This is a genomic window from Weissella koreensis KCTC 3621 (genome assembly GCF_000277645.1).
The window spans coordinates 381,848-397,976 of sequence record NZ_AKGG01000005.1 but is presented as its reverse complement, the minus strand read 5'-3'; the positions used below and the strand labels follow the sequence as shown (position 1 = coordinate 397,976).

At 35.4% G+C, this 16,129-nt stretch carries 11 protein-coding genes; all 11 read right to left on the bottom strand.

Annotation, left to right across the window (positions count from 1 at the left end):
• Positions 1-5: 5 nt before the first annotated feature.
• The 11 genes from JC2156_RS02675 to JC2156_RS02625 all read right to left on the bottom strand — a co-directional run bounded on the left by JC2156_RS02675 (position 6) and on the right by JC2156_RS02625 (position 16,121).
• Positions 6-395, bottom strand: coding sequence for a hypothetical protein (locus tag JC2156_RS02675; protein WP_006845289.1), 390 nt, complete (start codon positions 393-395; stop codon positions 6-8).
• 35 nt (positions 396-430) lie between these two features.
• Entirely contained in the window at positions 431-1,324 is an 894-nt protein-coding gene (locus tag JC2156_RS02670; RefSeq protein WP_006845288.1) for a CvfB family protein, read from the bottom strand.
• A 186-nt stretch (positions 1,325-1,510) separates the two neighbouring features.
• On the bottom strand, positions 1,511-1,684 hold the full coding sequence (locus JC2156_RS02665) for a type II toxin-antitoxin system RelB/DinJ family antitoxin (protein ID WP_006845287.1): 174 nt from the start codon (positions 1,682-1,684) through the stop codon (positions 1,511-1,513).
• A 420-nt stretch (positions 1,685-2,104) separates the two neighbouring features.
• Positions 2,105-4,339 (bottom strand): RelA/SpoT family protein, encoded by a 2,235-nt coding sequence (locus JC2156_RS02660; RefSeq protein ID WP_006845286.1) that lies wholly within the window; start codon positions 4,337-4,339, stop codon positions 2,105-2,107.
• A 361-nt stretch (positions 4,340-4,700) separates the two neighbouring features.
• A complete protein-coding gene (locus JC2156_RS02655) occupies positions 4,701-8,072 on the bottom strand; it encodes a DNA polymerase III subunit alpha (protein ID WP_006845285.1) in 3,372 nt (1,123 codons plus the stop codon).
• A 127-nt stretch (positions 8,073-8,199) separates the two neighbouring features.
• A complete protein-coding gene (locus JC2156_RS02650; protein ID WP_006845284.1) occupies positions 8,200-8,415 on the bottom strand; it encodes a YjzD family protein in 216 nt (71 codons plus the stop codon).
• An 81-nt stretch (positions 8,416-8,496) separates the two neighbouring features.
• Positions 8,497-9,000 (bottom strand): dihydrofolate reductase, encoded by a 504-nt coding sequence (locus JC2156_RS02645; protein ID WP_006845283.1) that lies wholly within the window; start codon positions 8,998-9,000, stop codon positions 8,497-8,499.
• A 14-nt stretch (positions 9,001-9,014) separates the two neighbouring features.
• Positions 9,015-10,919, bottom strand: a complete 1,905-nt coding sequence (locus JC2156_RS02640; RefSeq protein WP_006845282.1) for an ABC-F family ATP-binding cassette domain-containing protein — start codon at positions 10,917-10,919, stop codon at positions 9,015-9,017.
• 346 nt (positions 10,920-11,265) lie between these two features.
• A complete protein-coding gene (asnS, locus tag JC2156_RS02635) occupies positions 11,266-12,561 on the bottom strand; it encodes an asparagine--tRNA ligase (RefSeq protein ID WP_006845281.1) in 1,296 nt (431 codons plus the stop codon).
• A gap of 37 nt (positions 12,562-12,598) precedes the next feature.
• Complete coding sequence (locus tag JC2156_RS02630; protein ID WP_006845280.1) at positions 12,599-13,105, bottom strand: cell wall elongation regulator TseB-like domain-containing protein; 507 nt, start codon at positions 13,103-13,105, stop codon at positions 12,599-12,601.
• Between the two features lie 166 nt (positions 13,106-13,271).
• Positions 13,272-16,121 (bottom strand): helicase C-terminal domain-containing protein, encoded by a 2,850-nt coding sequence (locus JC2156_RS02625; protein WP_006845279.1) that lies wholly within the window; start codon positions 16,119-16,121, stop codon positions 13,272-13,274.
• Between the last annotated feature and the right edge of the window lie 8 nt (positions 16,122-16,129).

Below are 16,129 nucleotides of genomic sequence, written 5' to 3'. Positions count from 1 at the left end.
CACTTCTAATCAGATAAATCTAAATCTGATAATTGTTGTTTTTGCCATTTATTTAAGATCTTTTGTGTACGAATAGTACCCATTAAAATAGTGTTAGGAAACCAATTAGTTAATGCCGTGTAAATTTCACCACCAACTAATTTACGTTCATAGTTTACGACTTCTGGGCTAAATGCCACGAGCTGCAAAATTAGAATTTCTTCCATTTCTTCAACGCCGATAACCGCTGTGAAATGTCTTGTTTTTGGATCTTTCCATAACATTAAATGTCTATTCGAATTAGCATGGTACCAATTCACTTCACGTTGGATCTCCACAAAAGTTGGTAGATTATCAACATGTGACATCAGTCCCATCGCAATTTTAGGTTGCGTTTCTGAAACCATCACTAACATGCTGTTGCTCTCCTCATCTTAATTGACAAATTATTTTAATCTTCTTGTTCATCATTAGTCGATTGATCAACTACTAATAAAATTCCTTCTTCATCTTGTTGAATCAGATGTTCTTTATATAAGTGACCTAAAGCCCGCTTGAACTGCCCCTTTGACATCCCAAAATAATTTGTGATTGACTCTGGTTCAGATTTATCATTGTATGGCAAACGCCCTGTCCGTGATCGTTGTAGAAGTGTCAATATCATTTTGGCATCTCCATCAATAGCTTGATAGGCCATTGGCTTTAATGATAGGTTCAAAATTCCATCAGGTCTTACTCCAATGACTCGTGTATCCAGCTGTTCACCCATCCGTGGTTCATGATAACGTTCACTAGGATGGATAAATCCCATATTAAAATCTTCTGTTAAGACCAAAGTTCCTACCATCTTCAAACGATAGACCGTTGCCTTTACATGCTTTTGGCCTTTCATACTGGTCTTAGCTGGAATTCGAACTGCATTCAAAATTTCATTAGTGGCCAACTCACCCCATAAACGATCTTTATTATCGATCCGTAGAGTAATCATGAGTCGATCCCCACGTTGTGGCCATAATTCTTTAATTGTAGGTAATTCATCCAAAGAAACCACTAAGTCCTTATTTGGCAATCCTATATCCACGAACACCCCAAGGTCTCGTCTTACATCAGTGACCGTTCCAAAAGCATAATGTCCCAAACGAACATCTGGAATGTTTTTGGTAATTTGAAGCTGATTAGATTGGTTTTCATAAGCAAAGCCAGTCACTAATCCCCCGATATGGAGGGGCTTTTGAAGCTCACTTTTATCAATTTCATAAGTAACTCCATCAATTTGTGCAAAGAAAGATTGCTCATTTTCATCAGTTACTTTAGCTGTAATAATTATACCGACTTTTTTTTCCATCTTAAACTCTCTCATTAATTTATTATTTAAATCGTGTAACCAAATTACATAATTCGTCTACTAACTTAAATCCATCTGGTTCTTAAGGTTAAACTCTATTATGCCATAAAAAAAGACGTGATTGTTATTAATTGCTAAAAAGCTTTAAAAACCACGTCTTTTTTAAGTCATTCTTTAATTAAATTTTTATTGTTCTTTTTTTGTGAACAAGTTTGAAAATGGTGAGTCACCAGTATTGGCAACTTGCGTTAGGAAAATTTTAATTGCTGTTTGGGTAGTTAGCCCTTGTGTCTTAAAAATTTCATCAGCGGCGTCTTTAACACCCTCTTCAACTCTTAATTGAATTAATTTTTCTGCCATAAGTTCTTCCTCTCGTTTTTATATAAATTTCAAATGTGTTATTAGATTAACATGCTTAAATTACGACTGTCAAAAGAATTTGTTCACTTATATTACCAAAATTCACGATATTTTGATAAATTGAGGCATTTAATGACGTAATTTTTCATCAAATATTAATATTTAGTCTCAAAATTACCTGTTATAACAGCCCTATTACAACACTTAAAGCTTAAAGAAAGCCTTAAATATCGAGTACTATGATTTTTTTAATCATGCAAAAATATTTTAAAATATAAATTAAATCTCTTTTTTTATAATTTAAAGCCCATAAAAAAAGAGACCAGGATAAATAAAACCCCAATCTTCTTTGAATATCATCAAAAATTTCGCGAACCATTTTTATTTTTGATTCACGTATCAGCGTAATACTATTTTAACTTACTTAAATGCCCTTTTAACGGAACTAACATCCTTAACATTTTTAATCGAATCCATCACCCGTTCTAATTGAGCTAAGTTGTGCACCTCAACCGTCAACGATATAATCGCTTGATTGTTACCATCAACCCGACCATTAATTGAATTCAAGGTCTGTGCATGGTTTCCGATCATTCTGATAACGTCATTCAACAAGCGTGCTCGACTTTCTCCAGTTACCACTAGATCTGTTACATATTCACGTTTACTATTATCTGAGTCTTCATCCCATTTGACATCAACCAATCGTTGACTTAATTCAGCTTCACTTGCTAAATTAGGGCAACCCACTCGATGTACCGAAACACCTCGACCCTTGGTAATATATCCAACAACATCATCTCCTGGAACAGGCGTACAGCAACGCCCTAAGCGTACAAGCATTGAATCAATCCCTTGAATCACAATTGGATCATCACCATGATGATGCTTAGTTTTATGATCTTCTTCATCTTTTGCAACTGTTTCATGTTGTTCAAAGACCAAAGCTTCCTCTTCAGACAAGCGTTGTTCTTCCATTCGTTTACGGAGGTCTTCTGTTAACTTATTCGTCACCCCTTGGACTGATTGATCACCGTAGCCAATCGCTGCATACATATCTCCGATTGATTGATAATGTAGACGTTCCATCACTTGTTCAGTATTTTTATTTGTCATTAATTCATCGAGATTATATCCTTGAGAAATTAAATAATTCATCAATTCCTGTTTTCCAGCAATTGAATTTTCTGAATGGTTTTGCTTTTTAAAATATTGTCGTATTTTATTACGTGCTCGTCGCGTCTTAACTAATTTAAGCCAATCACGATTCGGCTTAGCTATTGCACTAGTAATGATTTCAACAATATCACCCGTCTTAATTTCATAATCTAAAGGAACAATCTTACCATTTACTTTTGCTCCAGTTGTAGAATTTCCAACCTTTGTGTGAATCGAATAAGCCATATCTAATGGACCCGCCCCTTGGGTCAGTTCAACTACATCGCCTAAAGGTGTAAACGCATAGACTCGATCTGTGAAAAGATCACTTTTGACTGTTTCCATGAAATCACCAGAATCTTTCGACTCTGTTTGTAATTCTAAAATGCTTTGAATCATATTTAATTGTTGTTGATCTGAATTTTGAACATCTGCTCCATCGAACTTACCTTCTTTATAAGCCCAGTGAGCTGCTACACCAAATTCAGCCACCTCATGCATATCATGTGTTCTGATTTGAATTTCCAACGGACGACCTTCAGGACCAATTACAGAAGTATGAAGCGATTGATATCCATTCGCTTTAGGTAAAGCAATATAATCCTTAAACCGACCAGGCATCGGTGTCCAATGGGAATGAATTGCCCCTAAAACGGCATAACAGTCTCCAATTGAATTTACAATAACTCGAATTGCCAACAAATCATAAATTTCTTCAAATGCTTTTTGTTTCTTTTGCATCTTACGGTAGATAGAATAAATATGTTTAGGTCTTCCGTAAACTGAAACATTCTTCAATTTCAAATTATCAATTGTAACCTTAATTTCATCAACAGCCGTTGCAACAATTTCTAAGCGTTCATTTCGACGAAGCTGCATGTCCTGTGCAATAGCATGATATGCTTCATAATCAAGATAACGAAGAGAAGTATCTTCTAATTCCCATTTAATTGTCATAATTCCTAAACGATCAGCTAATGGTGCATAGATTTCCAAAGTTTCCCCTGCAATACGCTTTTGTTTTGCTGGGTTCAAAGCATCCAACGTTCGAATATTATGCAACCGGTCAGCCAATTTAACAAAAATTACACGAATGTCATGGGACATCGCCAAGAGCAACTTACGATGGTTTTCTGCTAAACGTTCTGAATCCGATTTATATTCTATTTTAGAAATTTTCGAAACACCATCAACAATTGCTGCGACATCTTCCCCAAACCGTTCCACAATATCTTCTAATTCAGCAGGCGTATCCTCTACAACATCATGTAAATAACCAGCAATAACTGTATCCGGATCCATATATAAATCAGCTAAAATCCCTGCCACTTGAATGGGATGAATAATATATGGTTCGCCAGACCGTCGTCGTTGTTCTTTATGTAGTCCGTTGGCATACTCAAAGGCACGATCTACTGCGTCAACATGATTTGCATTCATATAGCTAGTGTAAATATCATGTACTTCTGTTTGTGTATATACTTTTGCTTCTGTCATATTAAACCTGATTTCTCGATTGATTGCCGATAGGGATTTTCACCCGCAGCATTTAATCGGTTTTGATAATATCATTGTAACTAAAAATAAGCTACCTGACAAACCACGACCTGCAACGTTTAAAAACCAATCCTAATTAATAATTTTTATAATACTACAAATTTATATCAAGACTCGTTGGATCTGTTCTTTTAAAACAAAAAAACTTCGTCTTAAAATCATTTCTTATATCTTGACTAAGGCCTCTTTCAACAATTTGTAAACATTTTGAAAGTCAACTTAATAAATATAACGGATTAAAGATTCAAACCTATTTGAAGATATGAAGATCATTGCAACAAACATACACAATTGGTTTATGTTAATCAACCTTCACTGCTTTAAATGAAATATTTTGTTGCCCAAAAATTCGGACTAATTTTTGTTCTACTTCAAGCCCAGCTGATAATTGATAACCACTAGATAATTTAAGGGCCTGTTTTTTATTTTTAGGATTTATTAATATTACTACGTTCGCCCCTGGATGATTTTGTGCAATTTGAGCAAGATTTTTAAGTCTTGCTTCTGGAATTGGCCAAACATGGGGCCGAATATACCAAATTCCTTGACTAATTTTCTCAACCCCTGCTTGCTTATCATTTTGAATCAAACTATTGGCTGGGATCATTTGATCAACCACAACTTGTAAGTCAATTTGATTTCTTTGATACTCCACATTTCCATAAACAGCAATCAATCCGCCGTTAACTAAATGAGTCTGATATTGCTGATATTGTTTTGGAAAAACGGTTAATGATAACTTTCCTGTTAAATCCGTCGTATCAACAAATGCCATCTGAGTTCCTTTTTTAGTCCGAATTACTTTAACCTTATCGATCATCAAAATAAGTTTCACCCCATTTTGACCTGCTATCAACTCACTTACATTGGTATAAACACTAGAATCAACTTCTTGAATAATTTTTTCCAAAGGATGCCCACTTAAATAAATTCCAAGAACTGCAAATTCTTGATTTAATTTTTCGATTTTCGTATAATCATCCATTACTACTTGTTTAGGTTTCAATCGATTCAATAAATCCAATGAATTACCAGCCAGTTGTACTGCATCTAAATATCCAGGTAAGATGAAACTTACCATCCTTCGATTGGGTTGTAAAGCATCTAACCCTCCCGCCATAATCAAGGGTTCCAAAAATTTCATTTGTCGAAAAGGTTGATCAATTCGTAATAATAAATCACCCAAGTTCTTAAATGGTCCATTCGTTTGACGTGAAAAAATTAAATGATCACGAAAATCCTTACGCAAACCTTTAATGCTAGCTAGACCCATCTGTAAATAATCATTTGTCACGGAGTAACCAGCAAAGCTCTGATTAATTTGCGGTCCTAAAACTTTAACGCCCCGCATTCGAGCCTCATTTATATAAATACGCACCTTATCTTGATTACTAATTTCTAAGTTCAAGACTGCTTTATAAAAAGCCAACGGATAATGTACCTTTAAAAAGGCCAATTCAAAAGCTAATTTAGAATATGCAACCGCATGCGATTTATTAAATCCGTATGATCCAAATCGTTCAATATATTGATAGACTTCTTCAGCTACTAAATCATATTGACCCAGTTTTTGAGCTCCTGTCAAAAATTGTTTCTTAACTTTTTCCATCTGAATGGTATCTTTTTTAGAAATTGCACGACGTAACAAATCGGCTTCAGCCAAACTAAATCCAGCAAATTCTTCGGCAACGCGCATCACCTGTTCTTGATACACAATTACCCCATAAGTTGGTGCTAATAGTTGATCAATAGTTTCCGCAATTTTAGGAATCATTTCTTGTTGATGCTTCCGCGCAATAAAATGTGGAATATTGGCCATGGGACCGGGCCGATATAGAGCATTAGCCGCAACTAAATCATTAAATTGATCTGGTTTCATCTGCTGCAACATTTGTTTCATCCCATTTGATTCAAACTGAAAGATACCATTTGTTTGACCAAGGCCAAATAAAGCTAATGTTTCTGGATCATTTAAATCAATTGTTTTCAAATCAAACGTTGGTTCAATTTTGTGTACTTCTCGCAATGCGATCGCTAAGATATTCAAATTAGATAATGCTAGAAAATCAATTTTCAACAAACCAAGTTGCTCTACCGGATTTTTCGTTAATTGGGTCACTAAGCGTCCATCCTCACCTAATTGTACTGGAATAGACTCCACTAAAGGATTATTCGCAATAACTACTCCAGCCGCATGTAACGAACTGTTTCGTGGTATTCCTGTTAACTGTAAGGCTGTTTTCCACAATAAATCTCCGTCAACAGGAAGATCTAAAATTTCATTTTGGAAACTTTGTGATTTTTGATAAGCTTCTTCTAAATTAATAGCATCTTTAGGCAAGCTGCGTGCTAATTTATCGATCTCAGTTGGTTTAAGTCCGAACACTCGAGCTACATCCCGTAAACTTTGCTTCATCCCCATCGTTGAAAAAGTAATAATTTGCGCAATTTTATCATGCCCATATTTTGTATGTAAATAGTCTAAAACTACTTCTCGTTTATTATCCGGAATATCGATATCAATATCTGGCATTTGTGCTCGTTTAGGATTTAAAAAACGTTCAAACAATAGATCATAAGCAATCGGATCTACTTCCGTAATTCCTAAACAATATGCCACCAAAGAACCCGCTACCGAGCCGCGCCCGGGTCCAGTCATAATCTCATGGGTTTTTGCGAAATTAATTACATCCCAAACAATTAAAAAATAATAATCAAAATCTAGCTCGTCAATAATTTTCAATTCATACTCTAAACGTTCTTGATATTGATGATATTGAATTGATGAAATCGCTAAACGTTCAAGCCCTGATTGAGTTAATTTCAATAACTTTTGTTTGGCTTCTTGCTTACTTTCGTAAAAACTAGGTAACTCAATTTTTCTTTGTGGCAATGTAAAATCAACTTTTTTTGCCAAAACATCTGTTTCATCCGCCGCGCTTTGAAGTCCTGAATCAACATAGGACTGGTACCAATCATCCCTTTGCCTTAAGGCTTGTTCACCTGATTCTTTTTTAGCCGCACCCACATTAGTAATGGTCTCACCAGCTTTTAAATAGGTTAAAACTTTATATGCAAAATGATCTTGTGATTTTGCATATCTAATTTCATCAAAGGCCAGTAATGGCACATTCATTTCTTGACTTAGTTTAGTTTCTGCTCTCAATAATTCAGCATCCATCTGTAAATCAATTCCAAGCCAAAGTTGTGCGCTATTTAGTAATATTTTAAACCGATCAATTAATAGACGCCCTTGATTAAAATCATTCATTAAATTAAGCGACAACTCACTTGTTGGTGGGATCACAATTAAAAGTCCAGATAAATGATTTTGCTGCGCTAAAGTTGTTAAATCCAAAGCTTTTTGCTGTGTTCGTTGTTGACTAGCTAGTATCAATAAATTTTGATAACCTGTTTCATTTTGAACATATACATGCAGAGGAAAAGTCATGCCCTTATTGATTAAGCCTTGAACTTCAATAGTTATTCCTAAAATAGGTGTTAGACCATTCTTTTTAGCTTGTTGATAAAAATTAACCATTGCATATAAATTTTGTTCATCAGCTAGACCCACGGCTGAATAACCTAAATATTTAGCATATTCAGTATATACATTAGGTAGCATCGGACTTTTTAATAAACTATACGCACTTCGAACATTTAATGGCACCATTTTAGATCCCCCCTTTCATCAGAAATTAATTATATTTTAGTATAACAAATTTAAAAAACATACTTTAAAAACAAAAGACCGAATAACTACATAGTAAGTTACTCAGCCTTAATTTAAATTAATTACATTAATTCTCTTTTGATTCATCTTCTTCAGCTTGGCTCGTTTTAGGAGCAAAACTACGAGAAATATAATAAACCAAAATAGTTCCTATTGATCCAGCAACTAAGGCCGAAACCATTGCTTGAGTATAATCGGCTGGTACATTTTGTAATGCACTACCAATATATCCGATTACTGCCCCTAAAATGGCGGTCCAAAAGAAAGTCGTAAAATACTTCATTATTTTTTCTCCACTCTTCAAAAATCTTTAATTTAACTTAATTTCATTTTACGCCTTTATTAAATAATTACCACCTTTTATTTATCTAAATGTTGGCCGATAATAATTCCAAATTTGATAGGCATAATCATTATTTTCATCAGCTTCGCCTTCAGTCAAAAGCTCTTTTTTCCAGGCACCCTCAATTGGATCTAACATAACATCACCATGGTAGTCAGTAGCTAAATAAGTAACTAATAGCCGATCTGCAATCGGCAAATATGAATCATAAATTCCTTTACCACCAATCACCATTAATTGCTTCTGTTCTTCATCAGCAATCGCTTCTGCCGTTTCAATTGAATAAACCTTTTTAAATCCAACAGGAACTTCCAAATCTTTTTGGTGTGTTAAAACTAAATTAATTCGGTTAGGCAATGGTTGTCCGTGCAAGGACATCATCGTATTTCGGCCCATCAAAACAACCTGATTTTTGGTTTTTTGCGCAAAAAATTTCATATCTCCTTGAACGTGCCATGGAATGGATCCATCTTTAGCAATCGTCCCGTCCTTTGTTTGCGCCCAAATCAATACTTTTTCTGCCATTTACAAACTCCTTTTTAAGCCCGCTCGGACAAATCAGCCCAACGATCCATCGTCTCTTCTAATTTTTGATTATTTTCATCGAGTTCTTTTTGTAAGTCTGCTAATTTACCAAAATCATCGCCGGCTTCATTCATATCGTTAGTGATTTGATCAATTTTTAATTCAAACTCATTAATTCGATCTTCAATAGTTTCAAATTCACGTTGCTCTTTATAAGTAAGCTTCTTTTTAGCCGATTCAACAGGCGTTGCGGCCAATGGAGTTTCGACTAATGTTGATTTTTCTTCAGATTTTATAATATCAGAATCCGTAAGTGTTGGAGCACCATATTGATCTAAATAGTCTGAAAAAGAACCAGTAAATCGATCAATGGTACCTTGTCCTTTAAATATAAGCAAATGATCAGCAACTTTATCTAAGAAATAGCGATCATGGGAAACCGTAATAACCGTCCCTGCAAAATGCTTCAAGTATTCTTCTAAGACAGTTAATGTCCCAATATCAAGATCGTTGGTCGGTTCATCCAGCAACAAAACATTTGGTTGTTGCAATAAAATTTTTAGTAAGAAGAGACGACGCTTTTCACCACCTGATAACTTTCGAATTAAGGTTCCGTGCATGAAGCTCGGAAACAAAAACTGTTCAAGTAAATCAGCAACTGAAACCTTCTCGCCATCACTAGTAGTTACAGACTGGGCCACTTCAGAAAGATATGCAATCACCCGCTTATCCTCTGGAATAGGTTCAGTTTGTTGAGTGTAGTATCCAAGCTGAACAGTCTCACCAATATCAATTGTTCCCTGATCCAAAGGAGTCTTACCACTAATTACATTTAATAATGTTGATTTACCGGTCCCATTTGGTCCTGTTATTCCGATTCTTTGATTTGCTTGAATTAATTCATTAAAATCTTTTAAAATCGTCATATCATCAAAACTCAATTGAGCCTCATTGATTTCAATAACTTTCTTACCCAACCGCTTTTGACCTAAATTAACTTCAACAGTCCCATCAATTTGAAGCGTACCTTGCTGTTCTTGTAAATCAGAAAAACGAGTTTCACGCGCCTTTTGCTTTGTACTTCGAGCTCGGGCTGAAGTTTTCATCCAAGCTAATTCTTTTTTATAAAGCTGGGAACTCTTGTGATCAGCAATTTCCTCTGCTGCCACACGTTCAGCCTTAGCCAAAACATAATCTTGATAATTACCGGTATATTCATACAACTTTCCAAAGGATAGTTCGAAAACACGGTTAGCAACGTGATCCAAAAAATAACGATCATGGGTGACCGTCATAACTGATCCTGAATAAGTTGCCAAATATTTCTCCAACCATTCTATGGAATCAAAATCAAGATGATTCGTTGGTTCATCCAACAACAAAAGATCAGGTGCTTGGATTAGAACTTGAGCTAACCCCACTCGCTTTTTTTGACCCCCAGACAATGCTTTAATTGGTAAATTCAAATCTGGTAAATGAAGCTGCGAAAGAATCGTTTTAACTTCTGACTCGGCCGTCCAAGCATCCTCTTGGGTCATCCGTTGTTCTAATTTAGTATAGCGATCCTGAGCCTTTTCATCTAAAGGATTTTCAGCATATGTTGTCACCGCTTTTTCATAATCGCGAATTAATTCGAAAACCGGCTGAGCTCCTGCAAAAACAGCCTCCAAAACTAATTTTTCTGGGTCCAGATCTGGATCTTGTGTTAGATAACCGACTGAATAATCATTAGGGGTCTCAATTTCACCATTATCGGCTGGAACTGTCTGGGCTAAAGCATTTAACAAAGTTGTTTTACCAGTCCCATTCACACCTACAATTCCAATTCGATCACCTGTTTCAATCAAGAAAGAGATCTTATCTAATAACGTTTTTTCACCATACACACTCTGCAATTTTATTGCCCGTAGCTGTTTCATTTATTATTATCTCGTATTTCCTAAAATATCTTTATTTAACATTATAACATTAAGATTTTTGTTTTAAGCTAGCCTTGTTGTATTTTTACTGATATTTAAAATAGCACACGATCACTATTTATTTGGTATTTTAATTGCCAAAACCATTCAGTGAATTTTTTTAATCAATAACAAAAACACTCGATATGCTAAATGATATTTTATAAATTCGGGTGCGAATTTGGTGCGAATTATTTCAAATGGTGCGAATTTTTGACTAATTAAAACAACTTACGGTAACTTATAACTAATTATAAAAAGTCGCTAACCGTTGACATAGAGCCAACAATAGCGACTTAATAACATTCTATGGGCGCAAACGCGTCATAGTTCTTGGGAATGGAATTGCTTCACGAATATGTTCTTCACCCGTGATCCAAGTAACAGCTCGTTCCAAGCCAAGTCCAAATCCAGAATGTGGAACTGAACCGTATTTACGAAGATCTAGATACCAAGCATATTCATCCATATCAAGTCCCTGCTCTTCAATACGTTGAGCTAAGTAATCATAATCAGTATCACGCTCAGAACCACCAATAATTTCACCATAACCTTCAGGTGCTAATAAGTCTGCTGAAATAACCACATCATCCCGTGTTGGATGGCGTTTCATATAGAAAGCCTTGATCTTCTTTGGGAAATTAGTAATAAAGACCGGACTAGCAAAATGATTAGCCAAGAATGTTTCTTCTGGTGAACCGAAATCTACACCCCATTCGACATCAAAGTCATTTTCTTGTAGCAACTTAATAGCATCATCATATGAAACCCGTGGATATGGCAACTTCGTATACGAAGCTAATAGCTCCTTGTCGCGTCCCAAAAGGTCTAATTCATATGAATTACGTTCTAAGACAGAATTAATTAGATAAGCAATATAACGCTCTTGTATTTCTAAGGATGCATCTTGATCCATCCAAGCCATTTCTGGTTCAATCATCCAGAATTCAGTCAAATGACGGCGTGTTTTTGACTTTTCTGCTCGGAAAGTTGGACCAAAAGTAAAGACCTTTCCAAACGCCATAGCTCCCGCTTCAGCATATAATTGACCAGTCTGTGATAAATATGCTTCTGTATCAAAATACTCTGTAGAGAATAATTCAGTCGTTCCCTCAGGTGCTGAACCAGTTAAGAACGGTGCATCGACTTTGATGAACCCTTCTTTATTGAAAAATTCATAAGTTGCTGCAATCATAGTATTTCGGATACGCAACACAGCAAACGGTTGGATGTGACGAAGATATAGATGACGACGATCCATCAAGAAATCTGTTCCATGTTCTTTAGGAGTAATTGGATAATCTTCAGAAGCACCAACTACTACCAAATCCTTGACATCCATTTCGTATCCAAAATCAGAACGAGCATCTTCTTTAATAGTTCCAACTAAGTACATGCTTGTTTCTTGCTTTAACTCTTTAGCTTTGGCAAAAATTTCGTCACCCACTTCAGCCTTAACTACAACGGCTTGCATAAAAGCCGTTCCATCACGCAATTGTAGAAATTGTAGTTTACCTGAGCCACGTTTATTACGTAACCAAGCCCCAATTCTAACTTCCTGCCCCACGTAGTTTTTGACATCCTCTAATCGAATTGTATCCATCTTGTTTCTCCTCTAATTATTTTAATCATTGTTACATTTATAAATTATTAATCGACCGTACCACTTTACCATTAGTAAATTGAACGGTGATAAAATTCAAATTTCCATTTTGGTCAATAAATTTAACTTCCCAAACCGGCACTTTTTTATAAATACCCATTCCAATATTAGTGATCTTTTTTGGTTGATATTTTTGTTCGACTTGTTTTTTAACGGTTTGATAAGACTTTCCCTCATTCATCGCCAAAACCGTCATATCTTTAGTCTTCGCATTCACAATTACGCCTGTCTTTTTATTCTTATCGTTTTTACCAATCAAAGTATAATAATCACCTGATCGATTGCTCCAATAAAAATTTTGAACCGACTTTAATTTATGCTTTTTAATAACTAAATTACTGTATTCTTGATTAGCGTGATTAATTGGTTTTGTAGCCGCAACCAAGACACTATAGCCAATAATTGCCAATAAAATTACACCTAGAATTATCCACAAAACCCAATGAGTATGTGATTTTCGCCGATTCAGTTGTCGCATTTGCATGCTATTTTACCCCAATATTTTTATTAATCTTTCATTTTGCACTTAGCTAAGTGTAGCAAACTTAAAGTCAATTTTAAAGCCTGATCCGTGGTTTGATCTCAATTCTAAAAATATTGTCACAACCATTTTTAAAATTGTTGTTTTTATTAAGATCAGACATGAATTATTATTCTTTATCTTTGTTATCTAAATCTTGCTGATCAAAAAAATGAACTAATTGTTCTACCATCTGACTAGCTGGAATTACTTGACTTGGTAATTCATCTGGCAACATTTTAAGCATCGTTTTCCCATATTGTTTATGAACAATACGTGAATCCAAAATAACAATAGCCCCATAATCTTGATCTGAACGAATCAGACGTCCCACTCCTTGACGTAACTTAAGTGTAGCCTTGGGTAAAGTACTCTGATGGAAAAAGCTTTGCTTACTAGCTGTAAACTGCTGTTCTTCAACCTTTTGTAAAATCGTATCTGGTTGTTCAAAGGGCAATCTAGTCAGAATCAAAAGTTCTAATTGCTGTTTAGGTAAATCAATTCCTTCCCAAAAACTAAGTGCACCAAAAACCATCAATTCTTTTTCATTTTGCAAACGTTTTAAAATTTTCGACTTATTTCCGGAAATTCCTTGAGCCAAAACAGTCATTTTGCTTTCATGATAAATTTTATTTTCCGTTACTAAGCGATAAACGCGATCCATTAATTCCAGTGAAGTAAACAGTACTAAAGTGTTTTTTGATAATTTTCCCAAGATTGCTAAAATCTGCTTTGCTAAATAATTACCATAATCAGGTGCACTAGGAACTACACCATCTTCAATCAATAACATTTCTGCTTGTTTAGACCAATTGAATGATTCTTTAAACTTCTCAACTTGTGCAGTTTTAGCATCTAAATTCAGACGCGTGTACAAGTAAGTTGACTTAGCACTATTAAATAGTGTGGCGCCAATCATCAATGGTGGTAAGAAAGATGGATAAAGATTGTTTTTAAAATAGTCCTTTGTATGTAATAAAGCTCCTGTTAATTGGATACTAGGTCCATTCTGACCATGATAGTCTGTTAACCAAAAGACACTAGTCTCAGCATAATCGATCATAGAATCTTGGAAAGTTTGTAGAGTATTTATCGTTTGACCAATTTTTTCCACTAAATAACGAAAATCGGCCAAACTTTGACGCTCACTAATACTAAAAGGCGTCCCTACCTGAATAAAGGCTTCCATCATTTCATTCAAAGTCACTTGTAAAGTCTGAATTAACTGTTTTACCTGGCTAAAATCATTTTGATGTTCAACCCAAAAACGAGTTAAGTTATCAGATGTAACTAAATACTCATCTTTTCCTACTGTCGCAGGCATCTTGACACTCAAAATAAATTGTCGATATAGACTTTGTTGAATATTTGTTAGATGAATCAACAATTGTGCAAAGCTTTCTATAAAATTTTTTTCCAATTGATGCCCTTTTGGCAGACGTTCCAATATCAATTGCAAATCATTATTTTTATTAGTTGTTAAGGAATGTTGCAATAATTCCGTTTGCGCGATTAAACTAGACCAATTAACTTGGTGCCGGCTATGTTGCAGAACAACATCTGGTAAATTCTGGGCCTCATCAATAACCAAAAAAGGTTTCTTCTCTTGTTGAGTAATTTGGTTAATTTGGCGAGTCAAGTAGGCATGATTAACAACTAAGAACGTAGCTTGACTACTCAAAATTAATTGGCGATGTACAAATTCATGTTGATAAAATTTTGATGCTTCTGGATTATTGGCCGTTTGCGTCAATTGCCGTAAAAAATCAGGACTAACGTTATTCAAATTCAATTCATCAAAATCTCCAGTTAACGTCTCTGTCAACCATACTAAAATTTGTGCTTTCACAAATTGCATGGCGATCGAACCTTCATCGCGCACTAACGAGCGCTTAAAACTTTGTAAGTTCAAATAATTTTGCTGACCTTTTAGTTGAACCCCACGTACCTCAAACGGTAGTAAAGATTTAAGTGTTTGATTAATTGTAGTGTTAACTTGCTTTTGTAGCGCCTTAGTCGGTACTGATAAGACAACTTGACGCCCTTGTTGTAGCGCCAAATACGCAAGTGGAACCAAATAGCCTAAAGTTTTACCCATTCCCGTTGGGGCTTCAACAACCATTGCATTTTCACCAGGATTAGTTGATAAATCATCAGTTCTACAATAATGTTCATAAATCTTATTCATAAGGCGTGCTTGTTGATGGCGATAGTCTAAATCGGGAGCTAATAATGTTTTCTGCTCTTCTTCTTTTTTAGGATAATGTAATTCCGGTTGGTGTTGCTTATAAGCTGATGGGGCTGAAAAGCGTCTTAAAGCCAAACGATCAACAACTTCTAAATTATTAGCAAGTGGTTGAGGATGTCGCCTGTTTTCCGCCAACGCCCAAGCAAAAATTTGTTTTGTTTCCCGTGGTAATGCCAAGGGTAAATCATTTAGTTGTTGAAGCGTGATCATCGGCAATCCCAATGCTTTCCGTTGGGCAGCAATCAATAATTCACCCGTTGCTTTAGCATCACTATCAGCTCTATGCGGGTTCAAATGGTCAATTCCTAGTTGTTGCGTAAGATCACCTAATCGATAACTTGAAGCAGTAGGCCACAAAATCTGTGCTAAAGCTACAGTGTCTAAAGCTAGATTTGTTAACGGTGTTAGTCCTACTCGTTCAAATTCAGCATTTAAAAAAGGAAGATCAAAATTAACATTATGCGCAACAAAGACCGTCTCGCTGAGCATAGCATGCAAAGTTTGTGCCACATCCTCAAAATATGGCATTTTTTTCACCATTGCATCATTAATATGTGTTAATTTTTGAATTCCAATCGGGATTGATTGTCCCGGATTAACCAATGTTGAAAAATGGTTTATAATTTTTTGATTCCGCACAAAAGCAACCGCTACCTGCATTATTCGGCCGGCCTGATTTTGATTACTCGTTGTTTCTAAATCAACGACGGCATAAATCGTTTTTGCATCCACAATCTAAC

What these genes read in the sequence shown, in the direction of transcription:
- JC2156_RS02675 (WP_006845289.1), bottom strand. Translation starts at nt 395, where the DNA reads ATGTTAGTGATGGTTTCAGAAACGCAACCTAAAATTGCGATGGGACTG.
- JC2156_RS02670 (WP_006845288.1), bottom strand. Translation starts at nt 1,324, where the DNA reads ATGGAAAAAAAAGTCGGTATAATTATTACAGCTAAAGTAACTGATGAA.
- JC2156_RS02665 (WP_006845287.1), bottom strand. Translation starts at nt 1,684, where the DNA reads ATGGCAGAAAAATTAATTCAATTAAGAGTTGAAGAGGGTGTTAAAGAC.
- JC2156_RS02660 (WP_006845286.1), bottom strand. Translation starts at nt 4,339, where the DNA reads ATGACAGAAGCAAAAGTATATACACAAACAGAAGTACATGATATTTAC.
- JC2156_RS02655 (WP_006845285.1), bottom strand. Translation starts at nt 8,072, where the DNA reads ATGGTGCCATTAAATGTTCGAAGTGCGTATAGTTTATTAAAAAGTCCG.
- JC2156_RS02650 (WP_006845284.1), bottom strand. Translation starts at nt 8,415, where the DNA reads ATGAAGTATTTTACGACTTTCTTTTGGACCGCCATTTTAGGGGCAGTA.
- JC2156_RS02645 (WP_006845283.1), bottom strand. Translation starts at nt 9,000, where the DNA reads ATGGCAGAAAAAGTATTGATTTGGGCGCAAACAAAGGACGGGACGATT.
- JC2156_RS02640 (WP_006845282.1), bottom strand. Translation starts at nt 10,919, where the DNA reads ATGAAACAGCTACGGGCAATAAAATTGCAGAGTGTGTATGGTGAAAAA.
- asnS (WP_006845281.1), bottom strand. Translation starts at nt 12,561, where the DNA reads ATGGATACAATTCGATTAGAGGATGTCAAAAACTACGTGGGGCAGGAA.
- JC2156_RS02630 (WP_006845280.1), bottom strand. Translation starts at nt 13,105, where the DNA reads ATGCAAATGCGACAACTGAATCGGCGAAAATCACATACTCATTGGGTT.